Below are 5,737 nucleotides of genomic sequence, written 5' to 3' on the forward strand. Positions count from 1 at the left end.
GTCCCATGCCGGCCATGACATGACAGCGCACTCGCCTCCTGCCGATGCCACGCCAGCGGCAGCGGCAGCGGCCGACGTGGATCATTCGAAGATGGACCATTCGAAGATGGACCACGGTGCGATGGATCATTCAACGATGGACCATTCAACGATGGACCATGGCGCGATGGATCACGCGACAATGGGCCACGGCACGCCCGCGCCGACGCAGCCGCGCGAACCGATACCTGTCCCTACCGATGCCGATCGTGCGGCCGCGTTTCCACCCATCGCGCATGGTGCGATGGAGCACCCACCGGAAATCCACAGCCTGCTGCTGATCGATCGCCTGGAACACTGGGATGGAAAGAACGGCAACGGCCAAGCCTGGGAGGCCAGTGGCTGGATCGGCGGCAACATCAACCGCCTGTGGCTGCGCACCGATGGCGAACGCAGCGAAGGCCGCACGGAATCATCAGGCGTGGAAGCGCTGTACGGGCGTGCAATTTCGCCGTGGTGGGACGTGCTGGTCGGTGTACGCCAGGACTTCCGCCCCGCCGATTCACGCACCTGGGCGGCGATCGGCATCCAGGGCTTGGCGCCGTACAAGTTCGAAAGCTCGGCCACGCTGTATGCCGGTTCCGGTGGCCAGCTGATGGCCAAGGCCGAGATCGAATACGACGTGCTGTTGACCAACCGGTTGATCCTGCAGCCCCTGCTGGAAGCTACCGTGGCCAGCAAGGACGAACCGGAGCACGGCATCGGCCGCGGCCTCAACAAGGTCGAAGCCGGCCTGCGCCTGCGCTACGAGTTCAATCGCCGCTTCGCGCCGTACATCGGCATCAGCCACGAACGCGCCTTCGGCGATACCGCCGACTATGCGGGCGACCATGCACGCGACACACGCTGGGTCGCCGGCATCCGCATGTGGTTCTGAGCAGCGGATCATGAGCAGCAGCCAGCCCCGGCAACCGCCGGGGCCGGCTACACTGCCGCACGTTCCATTGCAGGCTGCACCATGTCGTTGCATATCCGCCGCGCCACCCTCGCCGACGTCGACGCGCTGTCGGCGATCGCCATCGAGACCTATACCGAAACCTGGGGCGATTCCTATCCGCCGCAGGACCTGCACGCGTTCCTGCAGGATCACTACGGCACCGAGCCGCAGCGAGCGGAACTGTCCGACCCGCGCAGCGCGGTGTGGCTGCTGCTGGAGGGTGAGACGGTGGTGGGCTATCTGGCCGCCGGYGCCAACACCCTGCCGCATGCCGRAGCACGCGAAGGCGACATCGAACTGAAGCGGCTGTACATCCTGGCCAGCCACCAGAACGGCGGCCACGGCGCGCGCCTGATGGATGCCTTCATGACCTGGCTGGACCAGCCGCAGCGCCGCACCCTGTGGGTTGGCGTGTGGGAAGAGAACTTCGGCGCGCAGCGCTTCTACGCGCGCTACGGCTGCAGCAAGGCCGGCGAGTATGACTTCATCGTCGGCGACAGCCGCGACCGCGAGTTCATCCTGCGCCGGCCCTGAGCCGCGTCCCTGTAGAGTCGAGCCAGGCTCGACGCCTGTTCTGGTAGATGCCGACCTTGGTCGGCGTGGCCCCAAAGAGCAAAGCCGAGCAAGGCTCGACGCTGCTACCTAGAAGTCGAACAACTCCGAAAGGAAGCTTTCCTTCTTCTTTTTCTTGTAGCCCTGGCTGTACTGGCCACGGTTGTCATCGTGGCGCTGGCCGAGATGACGGGTATCGCGATGCATCACCGGCGGCGGAGCGGCCTGCGGTTGCACCGGCGCGGGCCCTGGCGGCGGCATGGCGGCACCTGCACCGTCAGTGGCGCGCTCGATGATCTTGTCCAGTTCGCCACGATCCAGCCATAYGCCACGGCAGCTCGGGCAGTAGTCGATCTCGATGCCATGGCGCTCGGCCATCTGCAGGGTCTGGGTCTTGCACACGGGGCACAGCATTCGCATTGCTCCTGTCGGTCTGGCCTCGACTGTACCTGCGTGCGGATGACTGTGCGGCAACRCATGACCGATGGCACAGGGACTTCCGGCGCGTGCCGCCACGTCCGCCGCCCTGCAGACTGCCTCGCGACCTCGCTGCAAGGAATGCATGTGACTGCCCGTGACTCGATTCCCACWGGCGTCCGCCTGTTGCTGGTGCTGCTTGGCGTTGGCCTCGGCCTGAACGTGCGCGACATCAGTGCCGCGCTGGGCGCGCCGATTCCCGCCCTGCCCATGCCCTACGGTGGCAGCCTGCTGGACAACGCGCTGGCGGTGCTGGTCGCACTGCTGCTGGCCACGCTGCTGCGCCCTCGCGGAGTGGGCCTGCTGGCCAGCCTCGGCCTGCGCGGAAACGGCATGCGTGGCCCGTTGTGGGTGCTGCTGGCCAGCCTACCGTGTTGGCTGGGGCTGGCCCTGCTGGGGACGCCCAACACGGCGCTGACGACGCTGGACGCCACGACGCTGGCCGTGCTGTTCCCGCTGGCCGAAGAAGTGCTGTTCCGCGGCCTCGGCTTCGTGCTGCTGGCGAAGATCGTGCGCGGCCCCTGGCCGTTGCTCGCACTGCCGCAGGCCCTGCTGTTCGGCGTGGTGCACTGGCTGGGCTTCGGCGGCTTCGACGGCGGCGGCGTGGCCCTGTTCGTCGGCGTAGTGATCGCCTTCGGCGGTTTCATCTTCGCCTGGCTCGACCACCTCGACGGCAATACCCTGTGGTGCGGCCTGGCCCTGCACGTGTCGATGAACCTGGCCTGGAATGTGTTCAGCCTCGACGACGCCGTTGCGCTGGGCTGGCAGGCCACCAGTTTGCGCATCGGCACTACGCTGCTGGCAGTGGCAGCGCTGGCCTGGCATGTGCGGCGCCAGCGCGACCGCGCGCTGTAACGCCGGCTTAGCCGATCCTGCACGCGGGGCTCACTGGGGGCTTGCGCATACTTGCGCGCCTTCCATGCCCTGCCGTCCGGAGTTGTTGCGTCATGCTGCTGTCCAAGCGCCACGTTGAACCACGCGTCCTGCTGATCGAAGACGCCGAGGAAACCCGTGAACTGAGCCGGATGGCGCTGGAGAGCCAGGCCTGCCACGTCGCAGGCGTCAGCAGCGCCGAAGCCGCGCTGGGCCTGCTGGCCGCCGGAGAGCGCTTCGACCTGATGTTCACCGACGTCAATCTCGGCCTGGTCAGTGGCATCGAGGCCGCCAACCGCGTTCGCAGCCTGTATCCGCAGCTGCCGATCCTGGTGACCTCCGGCATGGACCAGCATGCCGTGCTGCCGCAACTGCACGACGGCATTCATTTCCTGCCCAAGCCCTACAACATGAGCGAGCTGCTGGATGCGATCCGGCTGTGCTTCCGCCATGCCGCCGATGCCGCGCTGATGCCGGCGCCGCAGGCAAGCGCGGCCTGAGGCTGGCATCCACGCGTTGCGTGGATCTACTGCTCCATCCACACATGGCGTGGATCTACTGCTCCATCCACGCATGGCGTGGATCTACTGGTCCATTCACGCATGGCGTGGATCTACGACGATGCGCACCGTTGCGTGAACGGAAAATGCTGCCAGTAGATCCACGCCATGCGTGGATGGAGCCGGCCGTCAGCCGCCGGTATACGGTCCTTCGCCCGGGAGTACCTGCAGCAGCGCACGGGTGATCACGCGCGGATACACGGTGAGATGGTCCTCGCCATCCATCACGATGTTCTCCACCTGCAGCTTGCGACCGCTGCGCCGCAGTTGACCGGCGAAGTCGGCGGCCTGCCGCAGCATGTCGTTGCCCGTTGAATAACGTGGGCCCGGCTTGACCGTCTCGTAGCCGCCCACCGACAGCAGCACGCGGATGGGCTGTGACGGCATTACCGCGGCATCCTGCATGCGCGGCAGCAGGCCCTGGTCGAACCACAGCGACGGACTGGACAGGATGTAGGTGCCGAACATGTCGGGCTGGGTCGTCAGCACGTAAGCACCCAACAGCGCGCCATAGGAATGGCCCGCAAACACACGCCGGGCCGGATCGGTGCGGTAGCGCGCATCGATCAGCGGCAGTGCGTGGTCAGCCAGGAAGTCGCGGTAATGGGCCGCGCCGCCATAGGTGACGTCATCGCTGTAGTAGCCGGCAGGGGTGCGCACAGGATCACTGGGGGTGTAGTCGCGCGAGCGGCTCTGTTTGGAGGTCAGCCCTTCCTGCGGCGGCAACCCGACCAGGATGAAATCCTCGATGTTGACGCCCTGCTGCCCCACCAGGTTGCGCACGCTGCGCACCAGCGGAAAGCTGTACAGCGCATCGGTCACGTACACCACCGGATAACGCTTCTGCGGATGCGCCGCGTAGCCGGCAGGCAACGCCACCCACAGGGCATAGTCGCGCCCGATCGGGTCATGCACGCGCAGTGACTCGGTATCAGGCAGCACAACGCCTGGCACGGCCGTCGCGCTTTCCCTGGCTTCCTCCTGCGTTGCCGGCGGCGCCACCGACATCGCGCACCCAGCCAAGGCCAGGCAGGCCAGCACACTCCATCCACGCACACGCTGCATCCGCGCTCTCCTGTTGCGGGCGGCGCACCCAGGTGGCGCCGCTGATGCATCCTCACACACCGCGTTGTTGCGCGCCAAACCTCTCAAGGCGACGCCGGCGGCGGTACCGGGAACAACGTACGCAGGCCCTGCAGGGCGGCCGGGTGGTAGATGGTCGCGTGGGTCTCTTCCGGCAGCGGCTGGTACTTCACCAGCGTTGCCGGCGATGCCTGCTGCAGCAGCGCCGCCAAACGTGCGCTCGACGCAGCCAGTTCCGGCTGGCCACTGCTGGCCAGGAACAGCCGCGCGCCGCTGCGCGCGACCGACGGCACCTGCTTGCCTGCGCCAGACAGCAAGGCGCCGTGGTTCCACCACAAGCTGGGGTCCAGCGCGATGTAGCTGTTGAACATGGCCGGTTCCTGCAGCAGGGTTTCGATCACGAACAACCCGGCCAGCGATTCACCGATCAGTGCCCGCTCGTCTGTGGTCGCATAACGCTGGCGTATCTGCGGCATCAGTTCATCGCGCAGGAAATCACGGTACGCCGCCGAGCCACCAATGCGCGGCGCGATCTTCTGGTCCTCAGGATCACGGCTCGGGCCGGTCATGTCGCGGCGGCGCTCGGTGTTCTCGATGCCGACCAGCAGGAACGGGCGCATGCTGCCGTTGCCGGTCAGCACCTGCACCAACCCGGCCACGTGCAGGAAGTCCTCGCCGATGCCGCCGTCGGGCATGTACAGCACCGGCAGTGGCGTCTTCGGGTCCAGGCCCCACGGCTGCGGGCGGTAAACGTTGATGCGGCGGGTTTCGCCCAGCGCCTTGGATTGGATGGTAAAGGTCTCACCGATCACCAGCGGCGAAGCGGCCGCCGTCTGCGCCGTCGGTTCGGCGGCCATCAGCGGCGCGGCGGAGACAGCGGACAACAACAGCGACAGCACGATCAAACGCATGGGGCGGCCATCCCGGGAAAGACGCTGAGCATAACGCCACACTGATCGCACGGCAGACTTCATCTCGCCCCCTATTGCGAAGATCCGCTGGTGAACGCTCGTCATGGGTTACCGAAGGTCTGACCCCACCGCGATCCGCACGCCTTCAACGGCGGTCCAACGCGATCACCGCCTGGCAGCTCCTGAGCTGGTCGTCGGCGTCGCGTCCGATTCGAACAAGCGCTGCCGCAACCTCTGCTCGTAGTTGGGCGCCCGCATCACGTTCGCGGGCRCTGGCGGTGGCGTCGGACAAGCGACCGGTATGA

The 5,737-nt window shown here is 66.6% G+C and carries 7 protein-coding genes; 4 read left to right on the forward strand and 3 right to left on the reverse strand.

The window, feature by feature from the left end; all coding sequences use genetic code 11:
* A partial coding sequence (locus AC1VAN_RS08895; RefSeq protein WP_480985655.1) for a copper resistance protein B occupies positions 1-916 on the forward strand: 916 nt, incomplete at its 5' end.
* Positions 917-997: 81 nt separating this feature from the next.
* Positions 998-1,510, forward strand: a complete 513-nt coding sequence (locus AC1VAN_RS08900) for an N-acetyltransferase family protein (protein ID WP_480985656.1) — start codon at positions 998-1,000, stop codon at positions 1,508-1,510.
* 108 nt (positions 1,511-1,618) lie between these two features.
* On the opposite strand, the gene AC1VAN_RS08905 is transcribed toward AC1VAN_RS08900, so the two are convergent.
* Entirely contained in the window at positions 1,619-1,942 is a 324-nt protein-coding gene (locus AC1VAN_RS08905; protein WP_480985657.1) for a TFIIB-type zinc ribbon-containing protein, read from the reverse strand.
* 150 nt (positions 1,943-2,092) lie between these two features.
* Here AC1VAN_RS08905 and AC1VAN_RS08910 point away from each other — a divergent pair, with 150 nt between their 5' ends.
* Both AC1VAN_RS08910 and AC1VAN_RS08915 read left to right on the forward strand, forming a co-directional pair.
* Positions 2,093-2,860 carry a CPBP family glutamic-type intramembrane protease gene (locus AC1VAN_RS08910; RefSeq protein WP_478013542.1) on the forward strand — a complete coding sequence of 256 codons (768 nt, stop codon included), beginning with the start codon at positions 2,093-2,095 and terminating at the stop codon, positions 2,858-2,860.
* A gap of 92 nt (positions 2,861-2,952) precedes the next feature.
* On the forward strand, positions 2,953-3,378 hold the full coding sequence (locus AC1VAN_RS08915) for a response regulator (protein ID WP_025874652.1): 426 nt from the start codon (positions 2,953-2,955) through the stop codon (positions 3,376-3,378).
* Between the two features lie 189 nt (positions 3,379-3,567).
* Here AC1VAN_RS08915 and AC1VAN_RS08920 read toward each other — a convergent pair whose 3' ends face one another.
* Both AC1VAN_RS08920 and AC1VAN_RS08925 read right to left on the reverse strand, forming a co-directional pair.
* Entirely contained in the window at positions 3,568-4,503 is a 936-nt protein-coding gene (locus AC1VAN_RS08920; protein ID WP_442252150.1) for an alpha/beta hydrolase, read from the reverse strand.
* Between the two features lie 83 nt (positions 4,504-4,586).
* Complete coding sequence (locus tag AC1VAN_RS08925; protein WP_442252149.1) at positions 4,587-5,432, reverse strand: alpha/beta hydrolase; 846 nt, start codon at positions 5,430-5,432, stop codon at positions 4,587-4,589.
* Positions 5,433-5,737: the final 305 nt, after the last annotated feature.

The sequence above is a fragment of the Stenotrophomonas sp. 05L44_2 genome (assembly GCF_056665995.1).

What these genes read in the sequence shown, in the direction of transcription:
- AC1VAN_RS08920 (WP_442252150.1), bottom strand. Translation starts at nt 4,503, where the DNA reads ATGCAGCGTGTGCGTGGATGGAGTGTGCTGGCCTGCCTGGCCTTGGCT.
- AC1VAN_RS08915 (WP_025874652.1), top strand. Translation starts at nt 2,953, where the DNA reads ATGCTGCTGTCCAAGCGCCACGTTGAACCACGCGTCCTGCTGATCGAA.
- AC1VAN_RS08925 (WP_442252149.1), bottom strand. Translation starts at nt 5,432, where the DNA reads ATGCGTTTGATCGTGCTGTCGCTGTTGTTGTCCGCTGTCTCCGCCGCG.